The 26,018-nt window shown below is 64.8% G+C and carries 21 protein-coding genes; 14 read left to right on the plus strand and 7 right to left on the minus strand.

What is annotated here, in order from left to right:
- Positions 1-220 precede the first annotated feature (220 nt).
- The gene (locus tag ACZK4Z_RS20975; RefSeq protein WP_125894247.1) at positions 221-2,326 is read left to right on the plus strand and encodes a phosphoglycerol transferase I; all 2,106 of its coding nucleotides are present in this window, start codon (positions 221-223) and stop codon (positions 2,324-2,326) included.
- A gap of 519 nt (positions 2,327-2,845) precedes the next feature.
- Here ACZK4Z_RS20975 and ACZK4Z_RS20980 read toward each other — a convergent pair.
- Together ACZK4Z_RS20980 and ACZK4Z_RS20985 are read right to left on the minus strand one after the other, a co-directional pair.
- Positions 2,846-5,215: a DUF3772 domain-containing protein gene (locus ACZK4Z_RS20980; RefSeq protein WP_125894249.1), complete on the minus strand. Its 2,370-nt coding sequence runs from the start codon at positions 5,213-5,215 to the stop codon at positions 2,846-2,848.
- A gap of 147 nt (positions 5,216-5,362) precedes the next feature.
- The gene (locus ACZK4Z_RS20985; protein ID WP_006399378.1) at positions 5,363-5,611 is read right to left on the minus strand and encodes a hypothetical protein; all 249 of its coding nucleotides are present in this window, start codon (positions 5,609-5,611) and stop codon (positions 5,363-5,365) included.
- A gap of 182 nt (positions 5,612-5,793) precedes the next feature.
- On the opposite strand from ACZK4Z_RS20985, the gene ACZK4Z_RS20990 reads away from it, so the two are divergent.
- The 3 genes from ACZK4Z_RS20990 to ACZK4Z_RS21000 all read left to right on the plus strand — a co-directional run bounded on the left by ACZK4Z_RS20990 (position 5,794) and on the right by ACZK4Z_RS21000 (position 8,118).
- Positions 5,794-6,288, plus strand: coding sequence for a lipocalin family protein (locus ACZK4Z_RS20990; protein ID WP_125894251.1), 495 nt, complete (start codon positions 5,794-5,796; stop codon positions 6,286-6,288).
- Positions 6,289-6,300: 12 nt separating this feature from the next.
- On the plus strand, positions 6,301-7,509 hold the full coding sequence (locus ACZK4Z_RS20995; RefSeq protein WP_125894253.1) for an NAD(P)/FAD-dependent oxidoreductase: 1,209 nt from the start codon (positions 6,301-6,303) through the stop codon (positions 7,507-7,509).
- Positions 7,510-7,635: 126 nt separating this feature from the next.
- Positions 7,636-8,118: a hypothetical protein gene (locus ACZK4Z_RS21000; protein WP_049400799.1), complete on the plus strand. Its 483-nt coding sequence runs from the start codon at positions 7,636-7,638 to the stop codon at positions 8,116-8,118.
- Positions 8,119-8,246: 128 nt separating this feature from the next.
- On the opposite strand, the gene ACZK4Z_RS21005 is transcribed toward ACZK4Z_RS21000, so the two are convergent.
- Positions 8,247-8,681: a PepSY domain-containing protein gene (locus tag ACZK4Z_RS21005; RefSeq protein WP_125894255.1), complete on the minus strand. Its 435-nt coding sequence runs from the start codon at positions 8,679-8,681 to the stop codon at positions 8,247-8,249.
- 151 nt (positions 8,682-8,832) lie between these two features.
- Here ACZK4Z_RS21005 and ACZK4Z_RS21010 point away from each other — a divergent pair, with 151 nt between their 5' ends.
- The 3 genes from ACZK4Z_RS21010 to ACZK4Z_RS21020 are packed head-to-tail and all read left to right on the plus strand — an operon-like array spanning position 8,833 to position 11,098.
- Positions 8,833-9,123, plus strand: a complete 291-nt coding sequence (locus ACZK4Z_RS21010) for a PepSY domain-containing protein (RefSeq protein ID WP_005411366.1) — start codon at positions 8,833-8,835, stop codon at positions 9,121-9,123.
- Positions 9,123-9,782: a response regulator transcription factor gene (locus ACZK4Z_RS21015; protein WP_478451049.1), complete on the plus strand. Its 660-nt coding sequence runs from the start codon at positions 9,123-9,125 to the stop codon at positions 9,780-9,782. The genes ACZK4Z_RS21010 and ACZK4Z_RS21015 overlap by 1 nt, the downstream gene beginning before the upstream one ends.
- A complete protein-coding gene (locus ACZK4Z_RS21020; RefSeq protein WP_125894260.1) occupies positions 9,779-11,098 on the plus strand; it encodes a sensor histidine kinase in 1,320 nt (439 codons plus the stop codon). Before ACZK4Z_RS21015 ends, ACZK4Z_RS21020 begins: the two co-directional genes overlap by 4 nt.
- A gap of 163 nt (positions 11,099-11,261) precedes the next feature.
- On the opposite strand, the gene ACZK4Z_RS21025 is transcribed toward ACZK4Z_RS21020, so the two are convergent.
- Complete coding sequence (locus tag ACZK4Z_RS21025; RefSeq protein ID WP_019661547.1) at positions 11,262-11,582, minus strand: DUF6122 family protein; 321 nt, start codon at positions 11,580-11,582, stop codon at positions 11,262-11,264.
- A 43-nt stretch (positions 11,583-11,625) separates the two neighbouring features.
- Entirely contained in the window at positions 11,626-13,515 is a 1,890-nt protein-coding gene (speA, locus tag ACZK4Z_RS21030; RefSeq protein ID WP_012512349.1) for an arginine decarboxylase, read from the minus strand.
- A gap of 192 nt (positions 13,516-13,707) precedes the next feature.
- Between speA and speE the strand changes: the two genes are divergently transcribed.
- Positions 13,708-14,562 carry a polyamine aminopropyltransferase gene (gene speE / locus ACZK4Z_RS21035; protein WP_253079715.1) on the plus strand — a complete coding sequence of 285 codons (855 nt, stop codon included), beginning with the start codon at positions 13,708-13,710 and terminating at the stop codon, positions 14,560-14,562.
- 133 nt (positions 14,563-14,695) lie between these two features.
- On the opposite strand, the gene ACZK4Z_RS21040 is transcribed toward speE, so the two are convergent.
- Complete coding sequence (locus tag ACZK4Z_RS21040; protein ID WP_167796846.1) at positions 14,696-15,601, minus strand: aspartyl/asparaginyl beta-hydroxylase domain-containing protein; 906 nt, start codon at positions 15,599-15,601, stop codon at positions 14,696-14,698.
- Between the two features lie 489 nt (positions 15,602-16,090).
- Here ACZK4Z_RS21040 and ACZK4Z_RS21045 point away from each other — a divergent pair, with 489 nt between their 5' ends.
- Positions 16,091-16,696 (plus strand): RIO1 family regulatory kinase/ATPase domain-containing protein, encoded by a 606-nt coding sequence (locus ACZK4Z_RS21045; RefSeq protein WP_478451565.1) that lies wholly within the window; start codon positions 16,091-16,093, stop codon positions 16,694-16,696.
- A gap of 115 nt (positions 16,697-16,811) precedes the next feature.
- On the opposite strand, the gene ACZK4Z_RS21050 is transcribed toward ACZK4Z_RS21045, so the two are convergent.
- Entirely contained in the window at positions 16,812-17,150 is a 339-nt protein-coding gene (locus tag ACZK4Z_RS21050) for a P-II family nitrogen regulator (protein WP_005411374.1), read from the minus strand.
- Between the two features lie 155 nt (positions 17,151-17,305).
- On the opposite strand from ACZK4Z_RS21050, the gene ubiK reads away from it, so the two are divergent.
- The 5 genes from ubiK to ACZK4Z_RS21075 all read left to right on the plus strand — a co-directional run bounded on the left by ubiK (position 17,306) and on the right by ACZK4Z_RS21075 (position 25,470).
- Positions 17,306-17,557, plus strand: a complete 252-nt coding sequence (ubiK, locus tag ACZK4Z_RS21055; RefSeq protein ID WP_005411375.1) for a ubiquinone biosynthesis accessory factor UbiK — start codon at positions 17,306-17,308, stop codon at positions 17,555-17,557.
- A 126-nt stretch (positions 17,558-17,683) separates the two neighbouring features.
- Positions 17,684-18,118, plus strand: coding sequence for an NAD(+)--rifampin ADP-ribosyltransferase (gene arr / locus ACZK4Z_RS21060; protein ID WP_478451050.1), 435 nt, complete (start codon positions 17,684-17,686; stop codon positions 18,116-18,118).
- Between the two features lie 608 nt (positions 18,119-18,726).
- Complete coding sequence (locus ACZK4Z_RS21065) at positions 18,727-20,841, plus strand: type I restriction-modification system subunit M (RefSeq protein WP_478451051.1); 2,115 nt, start codon at positions 18,727-18,729, stop codon at positions 20,839-20,841.
- Positions 20,841-22,169, plus strand: coding sequence for a restriction endonuclease subunit S (locus ACZK4Z_RS21070; protein ID WP_448123512.1), 1,329 nt, complete (start codon positions 20,841-20,843; stop codon positions 22,167-22,169). Before ACZK4Z_RS21065 ends, ACZK4Z_RS21070 begins: the two co-directional genes overlap by 1 nt.
- Before the next feature lie 40 nt (positions 22,170-22,209).
- On the plus strand, positions 22,210-25,470 hold the full coding sequence (locus tag ACZK4Z_RS21075; RefSeq protein WP_448123513.1) for a type I restriction endonuclease subunit R: 3,261 nt from the start codon (positions 22,210-22,212) through the stop codon (positions 25,468-25,470).
- The last annotated feature ends 548 nt before the right edge of the window (positions 25,471-26,018 follow it).

Below are 26,018 nucleotides of genomic sequence, written 5' to 3' on the forward strand. Positions count from 1 at the left end.
CATGCGGTTTTTAATGTAATCCAACGAAGCCCTTCACGCTCGTTTTACCTTCTTAGCGCGATTGCGCGCGTGTTATTTCAACAAACATTTCAGTCAGGTTCGTGCATGCACTATCGGGTCATCGGCCTGTCATGTGCATGTGCTTGTGGCAGCGTCGGTCGGATGGACACGCGTCGGTACGACGTCCATCACCACCACCCCGTCACTGCCGAAGCTGCCTATGCTCTGGATACTGCTGCTGTCGTTGTTGCTGCTGTGCTGGTTGTTCCTCGCGTCCGACAAGTGGGTGTGGTGGAAGGCTGGTGCATTCTCGCTGCTGCTGCTCATGCTCAGCGCGTGGTGGCTGATCGACAAGCTGTCCGGTGATGGGCTCAATGCCGCCACCCTGTACCACCTGGGCGCCGACATGGAAGGCGCCGGTGTCTCCGACTTCAAGGGCTATATCGCCGGCTTCATCGTGCTGGCGCTGGTCTCGCTGCTACCGCTGTTCGCCACGCGGGTGAAGCGCTGGCGCCGGCCCGGCCATGGTGGCGCATTGTTCGCCGGTTTCGCGGCCGTATGGGTGGCCACGATCATGATCAGCCCGCTGGCCCGCGACGGCCAACGCCTCTACCAGCAGCTGCGTCCGGTCGACTTCGCCCGCATCGCCCCCGAATACCAGGTGCCGACGCAGCCGCTGCAGCGTCCGCGCAACATCGTCTGGATCTACGGCGAGAGCCTGGAACGCACCTACCTGGACGAGGCCGTGTTTCCGGGCCTGATGCCCAACCTCAACCGCCTGGCGTCCGAGTCGCTGGACGTGCGCGGCCTTGCCTCGGCCGAGGGCAGCGGCTGGACCATCGCCGGCCTGGTCTCGTCGATGTGCGGCGTGCCGCTGACCACTTCGCAGGGCGATGAGAACAGCATGGACCGCATGGGCAGCTTCCTGCCCAAGGCCGTGTGCCTGGGCGACTACCTGAAGCAGCAGGGCTATACCAACCATTACCTGGGTGGCGCCAACGGCCAGTTCGCCGGCAAGGGCCAGTTCCTGGCCAGCCACGGTTTCGATGAAGTGCATGACCTGGCGTGGTTCAAGCAGCAGAAGAAGATCGGCCGCATCCACTACTCGGCCTGGGGCGTGCACGATGACGTGCTGCTGGATACCGCCTACCAGCGCTTCGAGCAGCTCTCGCGCGCCGGTTCGCCGTTCATGCTGACCACGTTGACCATGGACACCCACCACCCGGCCGGTCATCTGCCGGTGTCGTGCAAGGGCGAGCGCTACCAGAGCCAGTACGGCAACATCAACATGCTCAACGCGCTCAAGTGCAGCGACCGGCTGATTTCGCAGCTGGTGCAACGCATCCAGGCCAGCCCGTACGGCAAGGACACGCTGATCGTGATCGCCTCCGACCACCTGGCGATGCCCAACGATCTGACCCACATTCTGACCCAGCAGAAGCGCGAGAACCTGCTGCTGTTCCTGGGTGATGACATTGCCCCGCAGCAGCTCAGCGCCGACGCCGGCACCACGCTGGATTCGGGTGCGACCCTGCTCAGCCTGCTGGACCCGAACCTGAAGACGATGGGCTTCGGCCGTTCACTGATCGCTACCCAGCGCGCGCCCAGCGCCAGCGTGGCCACCCAGCGCGATGGCGGCCGCGATTACCCGCAGTACCTCGCCTTCGCCCGTTCGCTGTGGCTGGGCGAACCGACCCGCGAGCTGAAGATCGATGGCGACGACCAGGTGGTGGTGGGCCTGCAGCACGTGCAGCCACCGGTGTTGCTGGAGTACGACAAGGACTGGGGGTTGAAGTCGGTGTATCTGGAAAACACCTCACGCCAGTTCGACGATGCCAACCCGGACAACACCCTGGCCTACGTCGACCGGTGCACCGCATTCGAGGATGGCTCGGCCGACGGTGACTGGTGCGCCCTGCTGGTCAACCGCGACAACGGCATCAAGCTGTACCGCGACAACGACCTGCGCGGGGGCATCGCGGTGGATGCACCACTGGACGCATTCCAGGGCCCGCGCCCGAGCGTGCGCCAGGCACACATGATCACCCAGAAGGGCCGCCGTACCCGTGCCGGCCAGTACATGCTGCAGCTGGTGGCGAGCACGCGCCCGGATCGCGGCTTCTGGATCGAGGCGGTGTCCTCGCAGCGCAAGGTGGTACTGGCGCAGCAGTGGGTGCAGCCCGATGCCAACGGCAAGATCAACGTGTCGTTCGGGCTGGATCACGAAGTGGATGATCTGGAGATCCGCGCGTGGTTGAACCATGCGGAGAAGCTGGCGGTGGATACGTTCGCACTGGTGCCCTCGCGCAGCCGACCACGAGGATAGGGTTCTTTGCAGGGCTGCGCCCTGCACCTGCCGAAGCAAAAGCCGAAGCAACAGCAACGGCAACAGCGTGCATTCCGTGGTTTGGCGGGGTGGGTCCGGTTGCGGGGGACGCTGCAAGTACTTCCATGTAAGCTCGGTCGCCGCGTCCATGCGGCTCACGCCCCCGCAACCGGGCCCACCCCGCCTTCGACAGTTTGCTGCGGTCTGTTGGACATGCCGATGGGGTCAGATCCGTTTTCCGGAGGAAAACGGATCTGACCCCAGATTGATTTCGATATCTGACAGAAGTGTCGACCAAGGTCGACACCTACCGACGGCCGCAGGAATCTGTCAGAGGTGGGGCGGTGTCGGAGTGCGGGGTGTCAGCCGCATGGATGCGGCTGCCAAGCCTCCATGGACGGATTTACGGCGTCCCCGCACTCCGACACCGCCCCGCCAAACCACGGAATGCATGCTGTTGCTGTTGCTCTTGCGGTTGACGTTGATTCAGCGGGTGCAGGGCGCAGCCCTGCAGACCCTCTACTCCTGTGGATCGCGGGTGATGTGGATGTCGGTCGGGGTCGACAGCGGGATGTTCCGCTCCGCCAGGATGTGCAGCAGGCTGAAGTACAGATCGCTGCGGGTGGCATACACCTGCCGCGGGCTGGCCACGTACGCGAAGCTGTTGATGGTGATCTGGCCACCGGCAATGCTGTCGATGTAGACCGTCGGCGCCGGCTGCTTCAGCACGTTGGTGTGTGCGGTGTACGCATCCAGCAGCGCCTGACGCAGGCTGCCGACATCGGTGCTGGGCGGCACCGCGAACTGGATCTGGATGCGGCCCTGGTTGTTGCCCATCGTCATGTTGCGCACGGTCTTGGTGACCAGCTCGGAGTTGGGCACGATCAGCGTCGACTTGTCGCCCACCTGGATCTCGGTCGAGCGCAGGCTGATGCGGCGGATGTCGCCTTCCTGGTCGCCCAGCTTCACCCAGTCGCCGATCTTCACCGGACGCTCGGCCAGCAGGATCAGGCCGGAGACGAAGTTCTGGGTGATCACCTGCAAGCCGAAACCAATACCCACTGACAACGCACTGACGAGCAGCGCCAGCTTGGTCAGCTCCAGCCCCATCGCCGTCAACGCCCAGATCACGGCGAGGATGATGCCGACGTAGCGGGCGACGGTACTGACCGAGTTGCGCGCCCCCAGGTCCAGTTCGGTCTTGGGCAGGTAGGTATCGGTCAGCCAGCGCTGCACCAGCTGGGTGATCGCCAGGCCGGCCAGCAGCACCACAACCGCCAGCACAATCTGCATCGGCTTCAGGGTGGTTCCACCCAACGGAATGCCCGTGGTGAGCAGCGAAGAGAAGCGTTCCACCACCGCGCCGATGTTGCCAAACGGTGCCACCAGCGCCAGCAATGTGATCAGCACGACGATGGTGCGCAGGGCTGCAGAGAGCAGCACGCCGGCCTGCTCCAGCCGCGACACGCTCAGGCCGGTACTGAGCAGGATGGTCTGACCCACCTTGCTGTCGGCGTTGAGCATCCACGTGCTCAAGTCATCGACGAACTTGAACAGCAGCGTCGCCGCCAGCACCACGATGCTGCCGCCGATCAGCTGCTGGTTCACGAATTTGGCGAAGTTCAGGTAGCCCATCAATGTCGCGACGATGGCGGCCACCACCGCGACGTTGCCCGCCACGCGTGCCAATACCAGCCAGCTGCTGCGGCGCACCGGTGTGGCCGCGCCCACGCCATCGGCCTGCGCCTCCAGCTTGGCTTCGGCCTCGGCGGTCTGCCGCCGATGCAGGCGCGCCAGGGTCACCAGCATGGCCATGATCAGGCCGAGGTAGGTCAGCGCAATCAGGCCGTCCAGCGCCACCGTGGTGACGTCGCTGGTACGTGTGGCCTGATCGAGGGCGACCAGCACCGTGCTCAGCCAAGCCAGCGCCGCCGCGCACCACGCGTACTTGCGCAGTTTGAGTGCGGCGGTGTCATCCAGATTCAGCAACCGCCACGACGGACGCTTGGGAACCAGCATGCAGGCGCTGAGTGCAGCGATGAAGGCGGCGCGGAAGGTCGCGGTTTCCAACCCATCGGCCACCACCTGCAGGCGCGGCGCGATGGCATCGATCGCATCAAGCGCTGCCATCAGTACAACCACGGCATAGCCGGGCAGCAGTGTCCCCACCAGCAGCAGCCACATGGCCAGGCCGGAACGGCGCAGGCGACCGTCCGGCGCGCGCTCGGACTCCGCAAAGCGCCGCCCCAGCCTGCGCAGCCACAGCCGCAGCGGGAACATCATCACCAGCGCGGCCACCAGGCCCAGCAACGGCGTGCCCCAGCCATTGGCCCGGACGCCAGCGACAAACGTATCGCGCCCCTGCTCGGCCAACGGCGCGACGCGTGCGATATCGATCGGCAGGCGTTCGGCCACCTTGCTCCACAGTGCTGGAGACAACGGCGAGGCGACCTTCTTCCCCATGTCTTCGGCGCGTTGTGCAGTGCGCTGCTGGTCGATGTCGGCTGCCAGCTGCTGGGCACGCACGGCACTGGTCTTGGCCTGCGCTAAGGACGCGGCCAGGCCGTCGCGCTGCTTGTTGATGGTGCGCCGTTGTGCCGCCAGTTCAGGCGGCTCGGTGGTGCCCTCGGCAGGCGTGCCCAGCTGCGCCAGTTGTTCGTCGAGGCGGACGAGCTGTGGCTGCAGCTCCTTTTCCAGCGCCTCGGCGTCACGCCGTACCTGCGAGGCATTCTCGGACAGCATCGCCAGCGTCTCGATGGCAGCCGCATCACCACGCTTGCGGTCGACCTCCTTCAGCTTCGCATCGATATCTGCCAGCTGCTGCTTCGGCGTGGGCGCATCATCCTGTGCCAGCACCGGCGCGGACAGCAGGAGGGCAGTGCACAGCATCAGGACCCACCAGGGGCCCCGTGCACGGATTGATCGCAGGAAAGAAGACAAGCCAGCCACACCGGTTCGCGCGGACCACCGCGCCTGCGCGCGACTATACGGCAGAGCCGGTCAAGGGCGGATGGGTGGCCCCGGCAGCGTCGAGCATCAGTACTTCAGGCGCAGCTCTTCCACCGTGGGCTGCTGCAGCGCGTACCAGTCCTGGAACTCTTCCTCGGTGATTTCATCGGGCGCATACACCGCCACCGGGTGCCAGTCGTGGTCGGTCGGCAGCGGTTGGCGCGGGCCGGCACGCAGGCTGTAGGCCACGCCTTCGTAGTCGACCAGGTCATCGACCTGCGGCCACTGTTCGCGTGCGAACGCGGATTCACTCTTCAACAGGATCACCTGGTACATCGGCACCTCCACCTCGGTTGGATCAGGAAAACACGGCGCTGGCAGCAGGATACCGCCACGCCGGTGACAACGGGCGCTCCGCCGGGGCGACGGAACGTTCTGGACACGGCCATCGCCCCGGCTTCACCCGCCCGTGGCAAGGCCATCGGCATCGTGGAGGCCCACCCCTGCCACGACCGCCGATGACCGAGTACCCGCCGCTGAAGACCGTTGCCGACCTCAAGCTGCCCCGCTACCTGGGCACCTGGTACGAGATCGCACGCCTGCCGATGCGCCATGAACCGGAAGGCTGCACCGACGTGTCGGCGCACTACACCCTGCTCGACAACGGCAACGTCGGCGTCACCAACCGCTGCCGTATGGACGGCGAGGTCGAGGAAGCCACCGGCGAGGCCTGCGCCGTCGACAACGACAGCGCGCGCCTGGAGGTGAGCTTCCTGCCCAAGGGCCTGCGCTGGCTGCCGTTCGCCAAGGGCGACTACTGGGTGATCCAGGTCGCGCCGGACTACAGCGTGGCACTGGTCGGCAGCCCGGACCGCAAGTACCTGTGGCTGCTGGCCCGCGAACCGCAGCTGGACGCTACCGTGCAGGACCATTATCTGGCGGCCGCCCGCCTGCAGGGCTTCGATCTGTCCGAACTGATCCAGACCCCGCATACCGGCCAGCCCACGGCCTGAGTGACGCCACGCATGGACCTGAAGAGTGGCTACCCGTGGTGGGCGGTACGCAACGGCCTGATCCACGCCTTTCCTGCGCTGCAGCAGGACCTGCGCTGTGACGTGCTGGTGGTCGGCGGCGGCATCACCGGTGCGCTGATCGCAGACGAGCTGTCCCATCACGGCCACGAGGTTGCAGTGATCGAACAGCGCGACATCGGCTGGGGCAGCACCGCTGCCAGCACCGCGTTGCTGCAGTACGAGATCGATACCCATCTGCTGGAACTGGCGCAGCGCCATGGTCAGGACGCCGCCGCGCTTGCCTATCGGGCGTGTGCCGAGGCGATTCCGGCCCTGGGCGACGTGGCTCGCGGCCTGAAAGACGTTGATTTCCAGCGCATGGACAGCCTGTACCTGGCCAGCCGCCATCGCGACGTGCCGCGCCTGATGGCCGAAGGTGAGGCACGGCGCGGAATCGGCCTGGATGCCCGCTGGCTGGGCCCGGAGGCACTGCGGAAGCGCTTCGACGTGGACGCCGGCGGTGCCCTGCTCACGCGCCAGGCGGCGCGGGTCGATCCCTATCGCCTGACCTATGCGCTGCTGCAACGCGTGCGCCGGCGCGGCGGCAATGTGCATGACCGTACGGTACTGCACACGCTCACGCCCAGCGCGCGCGGGGTAACCGCCCTCACCGAGGACGGCGCCACGATCCACGCCCGCCACGTGGTGCTGGCAATGGGCTATGCCAACCAACGCTGGCTGCATCAGCGCGTCGCACGCAACCGCAGCAGCTATGCCTTCATCACCGACCCGATCGATGCGGACGTGCTGGGCCGGCTGCGCAACACGATGGTGTGGGAGAGCGCACGCCCGTACCTCTACCTGCGCGCCACCGGCGACCGCCGCCTGCTGGTGGGCGGGCTGGACGACGCCATCGACATCCCCGCCCGCCGCGACAGGCGCGTAGAGCGCAAGGCCGACAAGCTGATGAAACAGCTCCAGCACTGGTTCCCGCGGCTGGATCCGGTGCCCGCCTTCTCCTGGGCCGGCACCTTCGCCGAAACCGCCGACGGCCTGCCTTTCTTCGGCCCGCACGATCAGTGGGGGCCACGGGTGCATTTCGCCATGGCCTACGGCGGCAACGGCATCACTTATTCGATGATCGGCGCCCAGCTGCTGCGGGCCCGGATCGAGCGGCGCAGGCATGCGCTGGAAGGGCTGTTCGGGTTCGGGCGGCTGTGACCTGCAGCCAGGCATGGCCTGGCTCTACCCCAATCCGGCGCCGACAGGCATCATTCAAGCAACCCCTGCTAGCGTCGGCCTGTACCGCCGCGTGTTGCGTGGCCACCTGTCCGCTGGAGCGCCGTCATGATCCGCCCCCTGACCCTGCTGCTGTGCCTGGCCCTGCCGGGAACCGTGCTGGCCCAGTCCGCCGCTGGCGCCACCGCGCCGCAGGCCGCCGGCCTGGACCTGACGCTGCCGCAGGCGCCGATGCGCTACCTCAACGACCCGGCCCTGCAGCAGGACCCGCCGGGCACGTACTACGGTGACAAGAGCGGCCCGCGCGTGCACGACGACGCGAAGATAGCCGACGTCACCGACGACAAGGTCAAAGTGTCCGGCAGCTTCACCACCGGCATCGGCTATTCCAAGAACGGTGGCAACAGCCACTACAACGCCGCCACGCTGAACCTGAGCAAGAACTACACCACCGATGAGGGCAAGACCCACGGGGTCAACGTCAACATCCACGTGAGCGAAGGCAAGGGCCCGGGCTTCTACGGCCCGTACGGCGGCTACTACGGCCGCGGCCCGGGCTACTGGGATTACCCGCCGCCGTTTGGCTGGTAAGCGCCGCGTCGGGCCTGGGCCGACCAAGGTCGGCCGCTACCGCTGCACGTGTCCGGTAGGTGTCGACCTTGGTCGACACGCTTTCTCCCCGTGTGCCGGCCAGCGGCCGGCACCTACCGGCACGCGAATCAATCCAGCCAGCCATCGCGCTCGCTGTGCAGGATGCGGCCGTCATAGCCGCTCAGGCGCACCTCCACTTTCTGGTTGCGGGCATTGCGGGCTTCCAGCGACCAGGTCGCACCATCGCGTTCCAGCGAATGGATCTCGCGCAGGCCATGCGCCTGTGCCCGTGCCAGCACCTGCTCGGTGGTCAACAGCGCGCGGCCGCTGTGCTCGTCGAAGATCTCGCCGGTCTTGGGGTCAACGTAGACCTCGCTGAAGCGGCCATCGGCGCGGCTCACGTCAGCCTCCCACAGACCATCATCGCGTTCGATCTCGTGGATCTGGGTGTAGCCGGCCTTGCGCAGGGTCTGTTCGACCTGGGCCATGCCCAGCGGTGCAGCCTGTGCGGCCGGTGCGATGGCCAGCAGAGCAACAGTGGCGAGGGTGAGCGACTTCAACATGGGGGTTCTCCTGTTCGTGTTCGTGGCCGGACCATCCCGGCAGCGCCACAATGCCCCCCGTGGTTAACAGCTCCTTAGCCGGCACTGTTAGCCAGCTGTTAGTCACCCCCTCCACACTCGCGCCTGTTCCTACAGCCCTCCCTGCGCCCCGATGCTCTCCACCCTGCCCCTGCTGCTGGCCCTGGCCAGCGCCCCGACCGCCGCCGCACCGGCACAGGACCCGGCGCAGCAGGTCGCGCGCCGCGCCGTGCAGCAGGGCCGCTACGTGCCGCTGGAAAGCGTGGTGCGCGATGCGCTCAAGCGCTTTCCGGGCCAGCTGCTGGAAGTGGAGCTGGACGATGGCGTCTACGAAGTGGAGATCCTGCGCGGCGACGGCGTGGTAGTGGAGCTGGACTATGATGCGCGCAGCGGAAAGCTGCTGAAGACGGAGCTCGACGACTGATGCGCATCCTGTTGGCCGAAGACGATGCCGCGCTGGCACAGCGCCTGGTGCCCCTGCTGGAGCAGGCCGGCTACGTGGTGCACGTGGTCGCCGACGGCCGCCAGGCCGAGGAGATCGGCCAGATCGAAGATCTGCAGGCCGCCATCGTCGACCTGGGCCTGCCCGGGCTGGACGGACTGAGCGTGATCGAGCGCTGGCGCGGCAACGGCCGCAGCTTTCCGGTGCTGGTGCTGACCGCACGCGGGCGCTGGCACGACAAGCTGGCTGGGTTCGATGCCGGTGCCGATGACTATCTCACCAAGCCATTCCAGGCCGACGAACTGGTGCTGCGCCTGCGCGCACTGATCCGTCGCAGCCACGGCCACGCCAGCCCGCGCCTGCACTGCGGCCCGCTGCAGCTGGACGTCAACGCCGGCCGCTTTGAACTGGATGGGCAGGCGCTGTCGCTGAGCCCGCAGGAGTTCCGCCTGCTCAGTTACTTCATCCACCACAGCGGCCAGGTGATCGGCCGCGACCGCCTGGGCGAACAGATGTTCGACTGCGGCCATGACCCGGACTCCAACGCACTGGACGTGCTGCTCGGGCGGGTGCGCCGCAAGCTCGGCATCGACCTGATCCAGACCGTGCGCGGCCAGGGCTGGCGGCTGGCCGCGCCATGAACCGGCAACCCTCGCTGCGACGGCGCCTGCTGCTGGCTGGCGGTGTCGGCCTGCTGCTGGTCTCGCTGCTGGCCAGTGCACTGCTGGGCGAGCTGTTCAAGCGCAGCGCGCGCGATCGCTTCGACCATGAACTGCAGCAGGACATGCTGACCCTGCTGGCGCAGGCCGAAGTGGATGCGGACGGACAGCTGCGCCTGCGCCAGGAACCGAATGACGCACGCTTCCAGCGCGTGTTCTCAGGTGCTTACTGGCAGATCGCCGGTGCCGATGGCCGTGTGCTGCTGCAGTCGCGCTCGCTGTGGGATGAAACCCTGCCCGTCACAGCCAGCGGGCCGGCCACGCGCAATCTGAGTGGGCCGCTGCAGCAATCCCTGCGCGCACGCGTGCAGCAGGTGCGCCTGCCACGCGCCAACGAACCGTTCGTGGCCGTGGTTGCCACCGATCGCAGCGCGCTGGATGCAGACGTTGCCGCGTTCCGCCAGCGTACTGCCATCGCGCTGGGTGTGTTGGTCGCGGCGTGGCTGGCGGTGCTGGCCAGCCAGGTGCACTTCGGATTGCGTCCATTGCATCGCCTCGGTGCACAGCTGGAACGGGTGCGGCGCGGCGACGCGCAGCGCATCGATACACAGGGGCTGGGTGCGGAGGTCGCACCGCTGGGCGAGGAGCTCAACGCGCTGCTGGAGCATCAGCAACGCATGGTCGCGCGCGCGCGCACCAGTGCACAGGATCTGGCGCATGCGCTGAAAACCCCGCTGAGCGTGCTGGCCACTGAGGCCGACGGCGACGGCGCGGACTGGCGCGCCACCGTACGCGAGCAGAGTGCGCGTATGCAGGCCAGCGTCGACCGTTACCTGGCCGCAGGGTTGGCCGCCGACCATCGCCAGCGCACCGACGTGGCGGCAGTCGCACAGGCGATGTGCCGGCTGATGGCACGCGTGCATGGCGAACGTGGCATCACGTTCACGGCGGCTGGTATCGATCCGGCACTGCAGTTCGCCGGTGCCAGTGCGGACCTGGAGGAGATGCTGGGCAATCTGCTGGACAACGCCGGCAAGTGGGCGAAGCAACAGGTGGACGTCACTGCAGACACCATCGAAGGGCAGTTGCGCATTGAGGTACGCGACGACGGCCCCGGGCTGGCCGCAGACGCGCTGGAACAGGTCACCCAGCGTGGCGTGCGCCTGGATGAGCGCGAGGGCAGCAGTGGGCTGGGCCTGGCGATTGTGGGTGATATCGCTGCCAGTTATGGCGGGCGGTTGGCACTGGAGAATGCGCAGCCGGGATTGCGGGCCACGTTGTGGTTGCCGGTAGCGTGAGGCGGCCAACCTGACGGCGGGTAGTGCCGGCCGCTGGCCGGCAACCACGTGATCACCGGGAACGCCCTGCGGAAGCCGGCCAGCGGCCGGCTCTACCAAGCGCCAATCCGACCGATCGCCGTGCACCGGGCAGGCGCCGACCAAGGTCGGCATCCACCCAGCATCAACGGTGATGCATCCACCAGCAATCAATCGCGTCCAGCACGATGTGGATGATCAAACCGATACCGAACAACCGCGTTCTCTTCGGCACGCACAGGCCTGCATACACGGCAATCGCGGGTGCGGTGTGCAAAGGATGGAAACCGATGCTGCAGCGGTTCGGTGCATAGATCGGATCGGCCAGCAGGTGGTCCAGATCGATGATCCAGCCCAGCAGCATCAGCAGCCACGCCGAGGCGAAGCGCTTGCGCCAGAACAGCCATGCCAGCAGGGCTGGCACGGCGGCATGCAGGAACAGGTGGAAGATCGCGCGCGCGCTCATCGGGGCCGGTAGCGCCGGGCCATGCCCGGCGTTCCCGTTGACCTCAGACCAGCGGTTCGTCGGACAGGTAGGTGTAACCGGTCAGGCCGGCTTCCAGCGCCTCCGACAGCTCCTGCGCACGTTCCGGCGACAGCTGCGCCTCGGCCACGCGCTGCGCATAGGTCGCACGCAGCTCGTCCAGGCGGTAACCCACGTAATCCAGCATCACGTCGGTAGTATCACCACGGCGCTGCTGGGTGATGGCGTAGCCATCGGCATCGGCCAGCACTTCCACCGCGTCGGTATCGCCGAACAGGTTGTGGATGTCGCCCAGGATTTCCTGGTAGGCGCCGACCATGAAGAAGCCGATGCGGTAGCTCTCGCCCGGTTTCATCTTGTGCAGCGGCAGCGAGCTGTCCAGGCTCTCGTTCTCGACATAGGTTTCCACCATGCCGTCCGAGTCGCAGGTCATGTCGGCGATGATGCCGCGACGGTCCGGGGTTTCGTCCAGGCGCTCGATCGGCACGATCGGGAACACCTGGTCGATCGCCCACACGTCCGGGATCGATTCGAACACGCTGAAGTTGACGAAGTACTTGTCGACCAGGCGCTCGTTCAATTCATCCAGCACCGGGCGATGGCTCTTCTCGTCATAGCTCAGGCGCGCACGCACGCCATGGGCGATGGCGTAGAACAGATCGTCGATGCGCGCACGCTGCGGCAGGTCGATCTGGCCCAGCGCGTAGCTGGCCAGGCCTTCGGCGTGGAAATGCTGCGCTTCCTGGAACAGTTCCACCGCCGGGCGCACGTCCAGCTCGTCGTGGATCTCGCGCAGGTGGCGGATCGCTGCCGGCTCGTCGTCGTGCTGGTCCGGTACGCGGCCTTCCTGCGCCTCTTCCACTTCCGAGACGTTGGCGATCAGCACCGCGTGGTGCGCGGTCATCGCGCGGCCGCACTCGGTGACGATGCGCGGCGGGGTCAGGCCGAATTCTTCGCAGGCATTGGCCAGCGGCTGCACGATGTTGCTGGCGTAGGAATGCAGGCCGTAGTTGATCGAGCAGAAGCTGCGCGAGCGCGTGCCTTCATAGTCCACGCCCAGGCCGCCGCCCACATCGACGTGGGTGATCTTCGCGCCAAGGCGCGACAGCTCCACGAAGTAGCGGGTGGCTTCGCGCATGCCGTTGGCGATGTCGCGCACGTTGGAAATCTGCGAGCCCATGTGGAAGTGAAGCAGGTTCAGGCAGTCGGCGTACTCGGTGTCACGCAGCGACTTCCACAGGTCCAGCAGCTGGCGCGGCGACAGGCCGAACTTGGCCTTGTCGCCACCGCTGTTCTGCCACTTGCCGGCGCCCAGCGAGGCCAGGCGCATGCGCACGCCCAGACCCGGCTTCACGTCCAGCGCCTTGGACTCTTCCAGCACCAGCTTCAGCTCGGACGGCTTCTCGATGACGATGAAGGTCTGCAGGCCCAGCTTGCGGCCGATCAGGGCCAGGCGGATGTACTCGCGGTCCTTGTAGCCGTTGCAGACGATCAGGCCACCCGGGCGCGACAGCGCCAGCACCGCCATCAGCTCGGGCTTGCTGCCCGCCTCCAGGCCGAAGCCTTCGCCGTGGTGGCTGGCCAGGGTGCCGGCCACGCCACGGGTCTGGTTGACCTTGATCGGGTACACGGCGGTGTAGCCACCGCTGTACTCCCAGTCCTGCTGGGCCTGACCGAAGGCCGCCTGCAGCTTGCCCAGGCGCTGGCCGAGGATGTCCGGGAAGCGCACCAGCAGCGGCAGCTTGGCGCCAGCTGCGCGCGCAGCGTCCACCACCTTGGGCAGCGACACCACCGGGCCGTCTGCCCCGGTCGGTCTCACCACCATGTGCCCGGCCTGATCCACGTCGAAGTAACCGTCCGCCCAATGCGGGATCGAGTAGGTCTTGCGGGCTTGGTCGAGGGACCAATCGGTCATTGCAGTCGGCCTTGTTGGCAATAAAAGGGGGGGGCATGATAACGCCTATATGCCCACAGGTTCGTTATCATGCGCGCCCGCGCCCGTGGCAGGTTCAAACCTGAACGGGCCGATCCGTCCGGATGTGGCATCTGTGCCACGCGGCCCCGCCCGCCAGCCCGGCTTCACCCCTCCGAACAGGACTGTTTTCCAATGACTGACAGCAACAACTGGTACATCGAACACTTCGAGCGCACGGGCTCGGCCATCGGCTACCGCATCACCGGCAAGCTGGACGAGGTGCAGTCGCCGTTCCAGAAGATCGAGATCTTCCAGACCACCGACTGGGGCAACCTGATGACCATCGACGGGGCCATCATGCTGACCAGCAAGGACAACTTCTTCTACCACGAGATGATCAGCCACCCGGTGCTGTTCACCCACGCCGCGCCCAAGCGCGTTGTGATCATCGGCGGTGGCGACTGCGGCACCCTGCGCGAAGTGCTCAAGCACAAGGGCGTGGAGAGCGTGACCCAGTGTGATATCGACGAGCAGGTCACGGTGATGGCGCGCAAGCACTTCCCGGAACTGTGCGACTCCAACGACGACGCGCGCGCCGAGCTGCTGTTCGACGACGGCGTGGCCTACATGGCCAACTGCCCGGCTGGCAGCGTGGACGTGGTGATCGTGGACTCGACCGATCCGGTCGGCCCGGGTGAAGGCCTGTTCAACAAGGCCTTCTACGCAAGCTGCTTCAAGGCCCTGAAGGACGACGGCATCCTGGTGCAGCAGTCCGAATCGCCGCTGATGCAGCTGGAGCTGATCAACGAAATGCGCACCGAGATGGGCAAGGCCGGCTTCGGCTCGTTCAAGACCCTGCCGTTCCCGCAGCCGTGCTACCCCACCGGCTGGTGGAGCGTGACCCTGGCGCGCAAGGGCGAAAGCAGCTTCGACTTCCGCCAGGCCGACTCGGCCGCCAAGACCTTCGAGACCCTGTACTACACCGCCGCGCTGCACACCGGCGTGCTGGTGACCCCGCCGTTCGTGCAGGCGGCGCTGAAGGGTTGATCCAACAAAAAACCCGCGCTGGCAACAGCGCGGGTTTTTTGCTTTCTGTAGAGTCGAGCCATGCTCGACTGCTCTTCTGCAGGGCTACCGCGATCTGACCGAAATGCAGTCGAGCATGGCTCGACTCTACAATTCAAAGCGCCCAGATACCGGCGATCACCGCCACCACCAGGCCCCACTTGATGACCTGGTAAGCCACCACGCTGCGCTCGCGCAGTGCCTTGGCCTTCAGGCGCACCTTGTAGACGCTGCCAAAGGCCTTGTTGACGCCACCGGTCGGGTCACCCGGCAGGTTCGGCGAGGCACCACCGGCCAGCAGCGTGGCCGCCACCGCGCGGTTGAACAGGCCTGGCAGGCCGAAGTGCAGCGGGCGGGCGATGTCGCAGAACAGGATCACGCGATCATCGGGCGTCTCGTTGTGCGCATGGTGGATGTAGGTCTCGTCGAACATCATCCACTCACCGTCGCGCCAGCTCTTCTTGATGCCGTCCACTTCGATGTAGCAGCCGTCGTTGTTGGGCGTGGCCAGGCCCAGGTGCAGGCGCAGCGAACCGGCGAACGGGTCGCGGTGCGGGCGCAGTTCACTGCCCGACGGCAGCTGCGCGAACATCGCCGCGCGCACATCCGGCAGCGACTCCAGCAGCGCCGTGGTCTTGGGGCACATTGCCTTCGCCGACGGGTGCGACGGGCCGTACCACTTCAGGTAGAAGCGCTTCCAGCCACGGCGGAAGAACGAATTGAAGCCGGCGTCGTTGAACGTGCTGGACGCGGCGATCGCCTGCGCATCGCGCAGCGCCAGTGCCTCGTCGCGGATCATCTGCCAGTTCTGGCGCAGCGGCTCCAGCTGCGGGAATTCCTTGGCCGGGTCCAGGAACGGCGTGGTCGGCACTTTCGAGAACATGTACATGACCACGTTGATGGGGGCCATGAAGCTGGAATGGTCCAGCAGCTGGCGCGACCAGCGCGCGCGGACCTTGCCACGGAAGTGGATGTACAGCACGCAGGCGACGAACAGCGCTGCGATGACGATTTTGATGATCAAAGCACTTTCCTCCAGCCGCAGCCGGAACGGGAAACAGGGCGATGCACGGCCGGACGGCCAGCACCGGTGGGGACCGCGGCAGGGGACGGGGACGTGCCAGGAAGGGGCGGCCGCCGATGTCGCGAATTAACAGCTTATGGTCGGTAGGCCGTGCGTCGGGGTCAAGCTGGACGTGCGTGACGTTCAGCGGGCCGCGGATGAACGAAGCAGAGCGAAACGCAACCTATTGATTCTGAAAGAACCGACGGCAAAGTGAGACAGAATTGTCCGATTGAGCGCGACGAACTGTTCCAGCCACGACCCCGACATTTCTCCGACAAATCGTGGAATAGCGAACTGGCGAGTACTAAAATTAACGAAAACTTAGTAACTCCCTGTAACACCGGTTCGCTTGACGCTTTGCGCCACCCACCGGGTCGTCCGAGACCCCGACATGTATCTTCCTGCTCTCCCCCCTCCTCCTGCGGCGATGACGCCGCCACCCCGCTGCTGCTCAAGCGCGGCGAACGCTTCCTGGCCCCCGACGTCTACCGCACCTGCCTGGACGGGCGCGAGGCGGTCATCAAGGACTATTCCCGCTACCGCGGCACTCCCGTTTCACTGATCGCGCGGCTGATGGTGCGACGTGAAGCCCGCATGCTGCAGCGCCTCGGCGGCTGGAAGCATGCCCCCGCGCTGCTCGGCACCCTCGGTGGCCTGGCGCTGGGCATGGAGTTCATTCCCGGCCAGACCCTGAGCACTGCGCAGGCCGTGGGCAATGAAGTGTTCGAGCAGCTGCAGCACGCGCTCAGCCGTTTGCACGCCGCCGGCATTACCCATAACGACCTGCATGGCACAAATGTGGTGGTCAGTGGCGGCGTGCCGGTGCTGCTGGACTTCACCTCGGCCTGGCGGGCCCCGCGTTGGCTGCGCCGCAACCCGCTGAGCCGCCAGATGCGCCGCAGCGACATGAAGAACCTGCTGAAGATCCGCCAGCGCGTAACCGGCCAGGCGCCGAATGCTGCGCAGGCCGCGCTGGTGGCCGACCCGGGTTGGGTGGCCGCCGTGCGGCAGGGCTGGAAGCGGTTCTACAAGTGGGCGAAGCGCCGGTAGGGGTCGAGCTTGCTCGACCGCTTTACCGCTCCTTGTAGAGTCGAGCCATGCTCGACTGCTCTTCCTGCATCGCGCGAAATGCAGTCGAGCATGGCTCGACTCTACAGAAACCGGGTTACAACGCGTCCGCGTCCAGCTCACCGGTACGAATACGCACCACGCTGCCCAGGTCGTACACGAACACCTTGCCGTCACCAATCTTGCCGGTGCCGGCGGCCTTCACGATGGCCTCAACCACCGCCTCCACCTGGTCATCGGTCACCGCCACTTCCAGCTTCACCTTCGGCAGGAAATCAACCACATACTCCGCGCCACGGTACAGCTCGGTATGGCCCTTCTGGCGACCAAAGCCCTTCACTTCCGTCACCGTGATCCCGGTGACCCCACGCTCGGCCAGCGCTTCGCGCACGTCGTCGAGCTTGAACGGCTTGATCACCGCCATGACCATCTTCATCGTCTATCTCCTGTCTTCCGGCGTGGAGGATAGCGCCTGAACGCGGCCCGTGCGAAGCCGCCGCCGCCTGTCCGGGCGATGGGTGCCGGCAGTATCCTTGTGCCCGAATGGCCTGCCCGCGCCGGATGCACGGGCCCACCCCCACGGAGCACCCCATGATCGACCTGAATCAAATCGATGACCTCGCCCGTCGCCTCAGCGACCTGGTGCCGCCGGGCCTGCGCGAATCGCGCGAGGAACTGCAGGCCACCTTCAAGAGCGCGCTGCAGGCCGGCCTGGCCAAGCTGGACCTGGTCACCCGCGAGGAGTTCGAAGTGCAGCGCGCCGTGTTGCTGAAGACCCGCGAGAAGCTGGATGCGCTGGAAACCGCCGTGCGTGAACTGGAAGGGCGCGGCGCCGCAGAATGAAAAAAGGAGGCGCACCGCGCCTCCCGTTTACAGATTATTTCCCGGATGGGGCCTTGCAGCAAGGCCCACCGGGCGCCCTAGACTCGCCGGCCTGTCGATCCGGCAGGACACGCAGGGGCAGTGCCGATGGCGCAGGACACCGAATGGACACCCGTTTCGCATGACACCTGCGACCAGGTCGCCGGGCCGTTCTATCACGGCACCCGCGCGGACCTCGCGGTGGGCGAACTGCTGAGCGCAGGCTTCCGCTCCAACTATCGCGACAGCGTGGTGATGAACCACATCTACTTCACCACGATTGCCAAGGGCGCCGGGTTGGCTGCGGAGATGGCCAAGGGTGAAGGGCGGCCGCGCGTGTATGTGGTGGAGCCGACCGGGCCGTTTGAAGACGATCCGAACGTGACCAACAAGAAGTTTCCCGGGAACCCGACGCGGTCGTATCGGAGTGCGCAGCCGTTGCGGGTGGTTGGGGAGATTACGGAGTGGGAAGCCTACGACGCGGAGTTCATTCGGCAGTTGAAGGCGTTTGTTGCTTCGGGGAGTGGGGAGATCATCAACTGAGGGAAGGAGACCGGTGCCTTGGCTGACGGAAGATCAATGTCGTCGAACGATGTTCGTCCGGTATCTGAACTGCGCAGCATGGAAGGCTCATTGGAGCTGGAGTGGAACCACCCTGTACATAAAAGATGGCCGAGCCGGCCGCAACATCAGCCTCGGTCGCTGCGCGGCCGACCATGCAGGGTGAGGCATGCCAATCGGTTGCCGAAATGGGACCCCAAAGATCAGTCATAGCTGTAGTGGCGCCCAACTACCAAGTAGACGGACCCGTGGGTCCGGTTATGCGACTCGCCCACAAAGCACCGATCTGCGCGCTTCGCCTTGATACAACTCGATCTTAGGGCGGCAGGGTCCGGCTAACAGGGCAGCGTACAAATGGACCCAGTGGCAGGATCAGCGGCCGCACCAATGGCCGCTATGGGTCGTAGAACGCCCGACGGCCACAAGCAGCCTTCCGGCTAGTATCATCTTTGATTGTCAACTCAAGATTTGTTTACGAACGTCAAGTCGCCTATCGAAACTCCATGGGGCGCCATGACTGAGTCTGCGCGTCAGAACATATTAATTGGCGGCAAGACAGGAACAGGTCAAACCCCTTTACGATCAATAGAATGAATCGCGACCAGCTCAAAAAACTCGAAAATGACCTGTGGTCAGCAGCCGACAAGCTCCGCGCCAACTCCGATCTCAAGGCCAGCGAGTACAGCACCCCAGTGCTCGGTCTGATCTTCCTGAAATTCGCGGACAACAAGTACCGGCAGCACCAAGCGGCAATCGAGCAGGAATTCAAGAAGCTTCAGGGCACGCGCCGTGAGCGTACCTTGGAAGAGATTGCCATCGAGAAGTGTGGCTTCTACCTCGATGCGAAGGCCCGCTACGACTACCTGCTGAACCTGCCCGAGAAGGAAAACATCGCCAAGGCCATCCGCGCCGCGATGGCCAGCATCGAGAACACCAAGCCCGAGCTGCTGGGCGTGTTGCCGCAGGAGGAGTACGACCGCTTCACCCGCAGCCCCAAGAACCAGCACATTCCCAAGGACTTGCTCAAGCTGTTCTCCGACATCCCGGTGGACGCTACCGGCGACGTGTTCGGCCAGATCTACGAGTACTTCCTCGCGAACTTTGCGCTCAGCGAGGGCCAGGGTGGCGGCGAGTTCTTCACGCCGCGCTCCGTCGTCAAGCTGATGACCGAGATCATCGAGCCCCATGGTGGCAAAGTCTTCGACCCCGCCTGCGGCTCCGGCGGCATGTTTGTGCAGTCGGCGGATTTCATCCTCCAGCACCAGGCCGACAAGGCGGCAGACCTGGACGTGTTCGTCTGCGGCACCGAGAAGACGCTGGAGACCGTCAAGCTCGCCAAGATGAACCTTGCCGTGAACAACCTGCGCGGCGACATCAAGCAGGCCAACACCTACTACGAGGACCCCTTCAACGCCTTCGGCGCCTTCGACTACGTGATGGCCAACCCGCCGTTCAACGTGGACGACGTGACGCTGGACGCCGTGGAGAAAGACCGCCGCTTCAACACCTACGGCGTGCCCCGCAACAAGACCAAGGCAAAGGCGGCGGGCGGGAAAGACGGCAAGGAAAAAGCCGTCGAGACCGTGCCCAACGGCAACTACCTCTGGATCAACCTCTTCGCCACGTCGCTCAAGCCCGGCGGCCGCGCCGCGCTGGTGATGGCCAACTCGGCGAGCGATGCCCGCCACTCCGAGGCAGACATCCGCCGCACGCTCATCGAGCAGAACCTTATCTACGGCATGCTCACGCTGCCGTCCAACCTGTTCTACACCGTCACGCTGCCCGCCACGCTGTGGTTCTTCGACAAGGGCAAGACCGATGACAAGTTGCTGTTCATCGATGCCCGCAACATCTTCACCCAAGTGGACCGCGCCCACCGTGAGCTGAGCGACGAGCAGATCCAGAACATCGCCCTCATCCCCCGCCTGCACAAGGGCCGCCGCCAGGAGTTCGTGGACCAGGTGGACCGTTACCTGCACCAGGGCATGGCCCAGCTCAAGGAAGCCGCCGAGCACCTGCCCGCCTTGAGCGACCGTCTGCTGGCCGTGCTGGCCGAAGAAGCGGCCGACGCCCAAACCAGCCAGGCCGCGCACGACGCTATCGCGGCGCTGCAAGCCCAGTGGGGCCTACTCGCCGCGCTGGCGCAGGCCCAAGACCAGCACGAGCGCACCCGCGGCCAGAAGCACAGTGTGGAAGACCGCAACACGGCTCAGCACCTGCTGCGCGCCCAGTTCAAGCCCTTCTTCACCGGCCTACACGCAGCGGGGAAGGCGCTGGACAAAGCCATCCGCGAGATGGACAAGCGCAAGGCCGAGGCCGCCAAGGCGGACGGCAAACGCGCCACCGCCAACCGCCAGACCAAGGGCGTGAAGGCAGCGGTGCAGGCCCTGCACGACGAGCTCAAGACTGCCCAGCTGTACTACCAGCATGTGAGCTGGCTGCAGGAACGCTTTCCCAACGCCGCCTACGAAGACGTCACCGGCCTGTGCAAGCTGGCCAGCCGCGAGGAGATTGCCGAGCAGGATTGGTCTTTGAACCCGGGGCGGTATGTGGGTGTGGTGATTGAGGAGGATGGGAAGACGGAGGAGGAGTTCCTGGCCGCTATTGCAGAACAGCACGCCGAACTGGAATCACTCACAGCCGATGCGCATGCGCTTGAGGCGACGTTGACCAAGAACCTTGCTGCGATCCTCGGGGGCCACTGATGGACAAGAGAGAAGCCATCGGTATACGGGACGCAAGCTTTGAGCTCACGACCGTAGGTGATCTGGTCAAGCGAGGCGTCCTGGAGCGCCCCATCGACGGCAACCACGGAGAAATTCATCCGAAGTCAGCGGACTTCGTGTCCGAGGGGGTGCCCTTCGTGATGGCAAGCGATCTCAAGAACGGTCGCGTTGAGTATGGCCAGTGCGCTTTCATCACCGAACGCCAGGCGGAGAGTCTGCGCAAGGGTTTCGCGAAGAACGGCGACGTCTTGTTGACACACAAGGCCACAATTGGTGAGACCGCCATCGTGGCCTACGACAAGCATCCGTACATCATGCTGACGCCCCAGGTGACCTACTACCGCGTCAAGGATAAAGCGGCGCTCAGCAACCGGTACCTGAAGGCATACTTCGACAGCTCATTGTTCCAGCAGACGCTGCAAATGCTGGCCAGTTCTGGCTCGACTCGTGCCTACCTCGGCATCACTGAGCAGCATCGACTGCCAGTCATCCTCCCTCCGCACGAAAAGCAGGAAAAGATCGCTGCGATTCTGGGCACGATTGACGACCTAATCGCCAACAACCAGCGCCGCATCACCTTGCTGGAGTCCATGGCCGAAGAGATCTACCGCGAGTGGTTTGTGCGGATGCGTTTTCCAAGGCATGCCGAAGTTCAAAAACCCAAAGGCATACCGGAGGGCTGGACGCCAGCGACTCTGGGCACCATCGCGAACTTCGTCATGGGGCAGAGTCCGAGTTCCGAGCACTACAACGAAACGGGGGACGGTTTGCCATTCCATCAAGGCGTCGGCACCTACGGCGACCGTTTCCCACGGCATCAAGTCTTTTGCTCAAGCACCGGTCGCAAAGCAAGTGCTGGCGACATTCTTTTCAGTGTTCGCGCACCTGTAGGCCGACTCAATATTGCCGACACCGAGCTGATCATCGGTCGCGGTCTCGCCGCGATGCGTCACAAGCAGGATCTAAACAGCTATCTCTTCTACCTGCTTAAGGTGACGTTTGCGAACGAGGACATGATTGGCAACGGCTCCATCTTCAATTCCGTCGGCAAAGATGAGCTCGCCAAGCATCCTATTCTTTGTCCGCCGCCTGAACTGGCTGAGATGTTTGAGACCTTTGTCAAGCCAATTGACGCGCAGCTCGCGACGCTCTACGCAACGACTACCAAACTAAGCAAGCAGCGCGACGCCCTTCTTCCCCGCCTGATCTCCGGCAAACTCGGCGTCCATGCCTTAGACATCCAATTCCCGCCCAGCATGCAGCAACCGCCCGCAGAGGCCACGCAGCGTGAGGCGATAGTCCTTTAGTAGGTCTTCTTCTCCATAACCGGCAACACCAGGGGGTGCCGTGGCCGCCGCGAAGAATTTCATCAGCGAAGACGATATCGAGCAGGCCCTGCTGCAGCGGCTGCAGCACCTGTGCGGCTTCGATGCGCTGAACTGCTACACGGCCCAGCCCGACGAGCTGAACGACGGCTCGGGCCGCGCGGACAAGCGCGAGGTGATCCTGGCCGACCGGCTGCGCGCCGCACTGGAGCGGCTGAACCCGCAGGCTCCGGCCCATGCAGTGGACCAGGCTCTGGCCCAACTGCTGCAACCGCGCACGGCAATGAGCCTGGTCGCGGCCAACCGGGAGATGGACGGATTGATACGCGACGGCGTGCCGGTGACCTACAAGCCCGAGGCCGGGCCGCAGGTCGGGCAGACCGTGACCGAGCGGCTGAAGGTCATCGACTTCGACGCGCATGATCCTCGCACCGGCCGTAACCACTACCTGGCGGTGAGCCAGCTCTGGGTTCGCGGCGAACATGGCTACCGTCGGCCCGACTTGCTGCTGTACGTGAACGGCCTGCCGTTGGTCTTCATCGAGCTGAAGAACAGCAACGTGAAGCTGCGCGCAGCCTTCGACGACAACCTGACTACCTACAAGGCCGAGATCCCGCAGCTCTTCACCGCCAATGCGCTGTGCCTGCTGAGCAATGGCATCGAGACCCGGCTGGGCAGCATCACCGCGCAGTGGGAGCACTTCTTCACCTGGCTGCGGGTCGATGACGAGAAGGAACAGCTGGACCGCCCTGCCATTGCCGCGCAGGGCCTGAGCGTGGAGCGCGCGGTGTTGGGGCTGTTGACGCCCGAGCGGCTGCTGGACTATGTGGAGAACTTCTGCGTGTTCTACCGCGAGACGCAGAAGGTCATCGCGCAGAACCACCAGTTCATCGGCGTGAACAACGCCTTCGAGCAGTTCAGGCACCGGCGGGAGCTAGGCGGCAAGCTGGGCGTGTTCTGGCACACCCAGGGCTCGGGCAAGAGCTTCTCGATGGTGTTCTACACGCGCAAGATCTTCCGCAAGCTCACCGGCAACTTTACCTTCGTGGTGGTGACGGACCGGGACGACCTGGACGGGCAGATCTACCGCAACTTCCTGCACACCGGTGTGGTGGCGCCGAAGGACGACGTGCGACCCAAGGGCAGCGCGCAACTGCGCGAGATGCTGGGCAAGAACAAGCGCGTGGTGTTCACGCTGATCCAGAAGTTCCGGTTCGAGAAGGGCAGGGACTACCCGCTGCTGTCCGACCGCGACGACATCGTCGTCATCGTGGACGAGGCGCACCGTACGCAGTACGCGGGCCTGGCCGAGAACATGCGCGTCGGCCTGCCACGCGCCAACTTCCTGGCCTTCACCGGCACGCCACTGTTGGGCCAGGAGCGCAAGACCAACGCCTGGTTCGGCGACTATGTGTCCGAGTACAACTTCCAGCAGAGCGTGGAAGACGGCGCCACGGTGCCCCTGTTCTACGAGAAGCGTGTGCCGGAGGTGCTGATCCAGAACGACGACCTGAGCGACGAGTTCGCTGCGATCCTGGAAGACGAGAACCTCGACGGCGAGGCGCAGGAGAAGCTGGAGAAGCGCTTCGCGCAGGAGATGGAGGTCGTCAAGCGGGAGGATCGACTGGACACGATTGCGCGGGACATCGTCTACCACTTCCCCCGCCGCGGCTACCTGGGCAAGGGCATCGTCATCTCGGTGGACAAGTTCACCGCCGTGACGATGTTCGACAAGGTGCAGTCGCTGTGGAAGGCCGAGATCAAGGCGCTGAACGGCCGCATCACCGCGACGACCAACGACGTGGAGCGCCAGCGCCTGAAGCAGCTCAAGGCCTGGATGGGCGCGGTGCAGATGGCGGTGATCGTCAGCGAGGAGGCGGGCGAGGACGAGAAGTTCGCGAAGAAGGGACTGGACCTCAAGCCGCACCGCCAGCGAATGAACGCACTGGATGAGCACGGCCACGATATCGAGTTCAACTTTAAGGACCCGGAGCACCCGCTGCAACTGGTGTTCGTCTGCGCGATGTGGCTGACAGGCTTCGACGCGCCGACGGTGAGCACGCTGTACCTCGACAAGCCCATGCGGGGCCACACGCTGATGCAGACCATCGCGCGGGCCAACCGGGTGAGCGGCCACGAGATCCTGGGCGTGGCCAAGCGTCACGGCGAGATCGTGGACTACTACAACGTCTTCCGCCGCATGAAGAAGGCCCTAAAGGACTACGCCGCCGGCCCCGAGGACGACGAGCTGCCGGTGCGGGACAAGAGTCATCTGTTCACGCTGTTGAACGAGGCCATAGAGCAGGGTCTGGCCTACTGCCAAAGCCAGGGTGTGCCGCTGCACGAGGCGCTGGACCGCGGCGACGTGTTCACCAAGCTGGGCCAGTTCAACGGCTTTGCCGACACGCTGCTGGCCAGCGACGAGCAGCGCAAGTCCTTCAACGTCTACGAGAACACAATCTCCTCGCTGTACGAGGCCTGCAAGCCTGAGGTGCTGGGCCGCAAGCTGGGCCGCGTGGTGTCGGCCTTCCAGTACCTGCGCGGGGTGATGGACAGCATCGTCGAGCAGGTCGACATTGACAGCGCGGTGCAGCGAATCGAGGCGCTGCTGGACGCCAGCGTGGTGGTGGACAAGGCCGAGGCCTTTTCCGCCAAGGAGTTCGAGGCGCAGTACAAGATCGTGCAGCGCGGCAAGGCCTGGGACCTCAGCAAGGTGAACGTTGAGAAGCTGCGCGAGGAGTTCCAGCAGGCGCCTTTCAAGAACATCCAGATCGCCGACCTGCAGGCCTTTCTGCAGCGAAAGCTAGCCGAGATGCTGGCGCAGAACAGCACGCGGGTGGGCTTCATCCAGCGGCTACAGAATGTGATCGACGCCTACAACTCCGGCGCCACGTCCACCGAGAACTACTACGACGAGCTGACCGCCTATGCCGAGGAGCTGAAGGAAGAGGCTGAGCGACACATCCGCGAAGGCCTGACCGAGGACGAGTTGGAGCTGTTCGATCTGCTGAATAAGGAGTCACTGACGCAGGAAGAGACCCAGCGCGTGAAGCTGGCCGCCAAGCACCTGCTGAAGCGCCTGGTGGAGGAGCAGCCCAAGGTGCTGATTCAGAACTGGCACCAGAGCGCGCAGACGCAGAAGCAGGTGCGCGCGGAAATCGAACGCGTGCTTGATGCGGACTTGCCGGAAAGCTATGACCGTACCACCTTCAAGCAGAAGTGCGACAACGTCTATGACCTTGCCGTTGAGTACGCGCTGCGCGGCAGGAAGTGGGCAGCTTGAGCGCGGATAGCGATGGATCGCAGTGGATTTGTTCAACAACCGGTGACAGTGGCCGACCGCTTCGGGTCCCATGGCGTCCTGCGGCCAGAAGCTGACTTCGCCAGGTCACCTCCCACGCTTCACCGAGGCCCGAATGTCCAGGCCCCTTTAGCCTCCATGCGGCTAAGACCGGCGGCGCTGGATCAAGTGGGCCAACGAGCTGGCCAGGAGTGAGGGTGCGCCTGGTGTTGGAACGACCAAGATGCATGCCCAAGCAGCGATGGTGCGCGATATCCACTCTGACCACTCAACAGCATTCAGACTCTTGGCAACTGCCATCATAGGATTGACCGACAACGCGCCCAAAGGCATCGTCGCTCGCCTGACTCAGCCAGCCAGGTACCCAGAAGAACGAGTGCTTCGTCGCGTTATTTGGGCTTTCACCAGAGATTCGATAGCAGGTCTGCCTAGCGCGTCGCTACCCGCCGTAAGCGATTGGCAGCCGGCACTGTTGCAACGTGTCAGGGTCCTGATGACGAATCTGAGCACGGCTCATGGATTCAATCACA

The sequence above is a fragment of the Stenotrophomonas sp. 71799_Sma genome (assembly GCF_056482505.1).

Bases quoted from the DNA above. Each gene is read 5' to 3' on its own strand.
- ACZK4Z_RS20975 (WP_125894247.1), top strand. From the start codon at position 221: ATGCTCTGGATACTGCTGCTGTCGTTGTTGCTGCTGTGCTGGTTGTTC.
- ACZK4Z_RS21020 (WP_125894260.1), top strand. From the start codon at position 9,779: ATGAACCGGCAACCCTCGCTGCGACGGCGCCTGCTGCTGGCTGGCGGT.
- ACZK4Z_RS21015 (WP_478451049.1), top strand. From the start codon at position 9,123: ATGCGCATCCTGTTGGCCGAAGACGATGCCGCGCTGGCACAGCGCCTG.
- ACZK4Z_RS21000 (WP_049400799.1), top strand. From the start codon at position 7,636: ATGATCCGCCCCCTGACCCTGCTGCTGTGCCTGGCCCTGCCGGGAACC.
- ACZK4Z_RS21050 (WP_005411374.1), bottom strand. From the start codon at position 17,150: ATGAAGATGGTCATGGCGGTGATCAAGCCGTTCAAGCTCGACGACGTG.
- ACZK4Z_RS20990 (WP_125894251.1), top strand. From the start codon at position 5,794: ATGACCGAGTACCCGCCGCTGAAGACCGTTGCCGACCTCAAGCTGCCC.
- ACZK4Z_RS21065 (WP_478451051.1), top strand. From the start codon at position 18,727: ATGAATCGCGACCAGCTCAAAAAACTCGAAAATGACCTGTGGTCAGCA.
- ACZK4Z_RS20985 (WP_006399378.1), bottom strand. From the start codon at position 5,611: ATGTACCAGGTGATCCTGTTGAAGAGTGAATCCGCGTTCGCACGCGAA.
- ACZK4Z_RS21070 (WP_448123512.1), top strand. From the start codon at position 20,841: ATGGACAAGAGAGAAGCCATCGGTATACGGGACGCAAGCTTTGAGCTC.
- ACZK4Z_RS21005 (WP_125894255.1), bottom strand. From the start codon at position 8,681: ATGTTGAAGTCGCTCACCCTCGCCACTGTTGCTCTGCTGGCCATCGCA.
- ubiK (WP_005411375.1), top strand. From the start codon at position 17,306: ATGATCGACCTGAATCAAATCGATGACCTCGCCCGTCGCCTCAGCGAC.
- ACZK4Z_RS20995 (WP_125894253.1), top strand. From the start codon at position 6,301: ATGGACCTGAAGAGTGGCTACCCGTGGTGGGCGGTACGCAACGGCCTG.
- speA (WP_012512349.1), bottom strand. From the start codon at position 13,515: ATGACCGATTGGTCCCTCGACCAAGCCCGCAAGACCTACTCGATCCCG.
- arr (WP_478451050.1), top strand. From the start codon at position 17,684: ATGGCGCAGGACACCGAATGGACACCCGTTTCGCATGACACCTGCGAC.
- speE (WP_253079715.1), top strand. From the start codon at position 13,708: ATGACTGACAGCAACAACTGGTACATCGAACACTTCGAGCGCACGGGC.
- ACZK4Z_RS21025 (WP_019661547.1), bottom strand. From the start codon at position 11,582: ATGAGCGCGCGCGCGATCTTCCACCTGTTCCTGCATGCCGCCGTGCCA.
- ACZK4Z_RS21010 (WP_005411366.1), top strand. From the start codon at position 8,833: ATGCTCTCCACCCTGCCCCTGCTGCTGGCCCTGGCCAGCGCCCCGACC.
- ACZK4Z_RS20980 (WP_125894249.1), bottom strand. From the start codon at position 5,215: ATGCTGTGCACTGCCCTCCTGCTGTCCGCGCCGGTGCTGGCACAGGAT.